Raw genomic sequence first — 2542 nt, forward strand, 5'->3', positions numbered from 1 at the left:
CTGATGGCTTTTGTGATTTTATACAATATATGTTTTGTATTTAATGAAAAATTCTATATTAGGAATTAAAGGTATTCAGTTTTTATGGTTGTATAGTGAAGAGTATTGTTATATAATGGATGTAATTGTATAATGTATTCATTAATTATTATTTTACAGTACAAATAGCAATAATAAACATAGGAGGAAAAATATGGGTGATATTTTTAATGAACAATTAGTTGAAAAAAGCAATTCTCTAAAAGATAATCTTATTAGAGTAGCGATAATTATTGGTGCTATAGTATTAATTATGGTCTGTTCAATGGTACCTGTTTTAGTAGGTTTTCTTATACCTATAGCGATAGTTATTATATTTGGTGCGGTTTTCTTGATGAGAAGACTTAACGTAGAATTCGAGTATATTTTTACAAGCGGGGATTTGGATATTGATAAAATCTTCAACAAGAATAAAAGAAAAAAATTCATTTCTATTGATGTAAGGAAAATAGAGATTATGGCACCAGTTAACAGCAAGGATTATGCTAGTCAATTATCAAATTATGAAAAGGTTATTGATTGCAGTAGTGGCACTAACAACAATCATACTTACGCTGCAATGGTAGTTAGAAATGGTAAAAGAGAAAAACTTATCCTTGAACCTAATGAAAAAATGTTAAAAGCCATAAAAAAATATATTCCAAGAAAAATAATGCAGTACTAAAAAATATTTAACAAAATTAATAATTAATGTTGACAAATAAGAGGATTTTTGTTAAACTCACAAAATATATATTATTAAGTAGTGGGAGTTACTTATAGTTATTAAATTATTTCCTGCTATAAAATAAAGAGGTTAGGGATAATGTATTCCTAATCTTTAATAATAAATAATTATATTTCTATTATTACAAATATAAAAATTGTCTATAACTAATACTATCAAAAAAAGAGTAAAGAAAAGAAAGAGAGGATTACAATGCATAAGATTGTGAGCGAAGGAATAACTTTTGATGACGTATTATTAATACCAGCACATTCTAAGGTGCTTCCTAATCAGGTAGATGTTTCTACAAATTTGACTAGAAAAATTAAATTGAATATTCCATTTATGAGTGCGGGTATGGATACTGTAACCGAATCAAGAATGGCCATAGCTATGGCTAGACAAGGTGGAATAGGAATAATTCACAAAAATATGTCTATAAGTCAGCAAGCAGAAGAAGTAGATAAAGTAAAAAGATCTGAAAACGGTGTAATAACAGACCCTTTCTTTTTATCCCCAGAACATTATGTATATGAGGCAAACGCATTAATGGCTAAATATAGAATATCAGGAGTTCCTATTACTGAGGGCAGAAAACTTGTAGGAATACTTACAAACAGAGATTTAAGATTCGAGACTGATTTTAATAAAAAGATCAAAGAAGTAATGACTAGTGAAAACCTAATTACGGCTCCTGTCGGAACAACTCTTAATGAAGCCAAAGAAATAATGGGACGTCATAGAATTGAAAAACTTCCATTAACTGATGCTGAAGGAAATCTTTCAGGACTTATTACAATAAAAGATATAGAAAAAGCTATTAAATACCCACAATCAGCAAAAGATAGTCAAGGAAGATTATTAGTAGGTGCAGCAGTGGGTGTTACAAAAGATTATATGGATAGAATAGATGCATTAGTTAAAGCTAGTGTAGACGTAATAGTTGTTGATACAGCTCATGGCCATTCAGAAGGTGTAATCAATACAGTTAAAGGAATAAAAGAAAAATATCCAGAACTTCAACTAATAGCGGGAAATGTTGCTACAGGAGAAGCAACAAAAGCTTTGATTGCAGTTGGCGTAGATGCAGTAAAAGTTGGTATTGGTCCTGGTTCAATATGTACAACACGTGTAGTATCAGGAGTAGGGGTACCACAAATTACAGCTATCTATGATTGTGCAGAAGCTGCAAAAGAATCTGGAATACCTATTATTGCTGATGGTGGTATAAAATACTCTGGTGATGTTGTTAAAGCCATTGCAGCAGGTGGTAATGTATGTATGATGGGTAGTCTATTCGCTGGTTGTGAAGAAAGCCCTGGAGATACTGAACTATATCAAGGAAGAAAATATAAGGTATATAGAGGTATGGGTTCACTTGGTGCAATGGAAAAAGGAAGTAAGGATAGATATTTCCAAGAAGATGCTAAGAAATTAGTTCCTGAAGGAGTAGAAGGAAGAGTAGCTTATAAAGGCCCTGTAGAAGATACAATCTATCAAATGCTTGGTGGATTAAGAGCTGGAATGGGATACTGTGGTACTCCAACCATTAATGCTCTAAGAGAAGATGGTAGATTTACAAAAATAACAAGTGCTTCCTTAAAAGAAAGTCATCCTCATGATATTCAAATAACTAAGGAAGCTCCAAATTATAGTGTTAGTTAATATATAATATTATTAATATTATAAATGACTTCAACTAAGGATATAAATCCTAGTTGGAGTTATTTTTAATTAATGACAATCTAAATAAAATGTAAAAAAGTGTATTATATAAGTTAGTGTAAAATTAAAGTA

Annotated in this window: 2 protein-coding genes; both read left to right on the forward strand. The window is 30.5% G+C overall.

Annotated features, from left to right (window positions below; genetic code table 11):
* The first annotated feature begins 193 nt into the window (after positions 1-193).
* Positions 194-703, forward strand: coding sequence for a DUF6106 family protein (locus tag AACQ14_RS23385; RefSeq protein ID WP_339365962.1), 510 nt, complete (start codon positions 194-196; stop codon positions 701-703).
* 255 nt (positions 704-958) lie between these two features.
* Entirely contained in the window at positions 959-2410 is a 1452-nt protein-coding gene (guaB, locus tag AACQ14_RS23390) for an IMP dehydrogenase (protein ID WP_339365963.1), read from the forward strand.
* Positions 2411-2542: the final 132 nt, after the last annotated feature.

It is taken from the genome of Vallitalea maricola (genome assembly GCF_036985595.1).
Classification (GTDB): Bacteria; Bacillota; Clostridia; order Lachnospirales; family Vallitaleaceae; genus Vallitalea; species Vallitalea maricola.

Coding starts and splice junctions, on each gene's coding strand:
- AACQ14_RS23385 (WP_339365962.1), top strand. CDS start 194: ATGGGTGATATTTTTAATGAACAATTAGTTGAAAAAAGCAATTCTCTA.
- guaB (WP_339365963.1), top strand. CDS start 959: ATGCATAAGATTGTGAGCGAAGGAATAACTTTTGATGACGTATTATTA.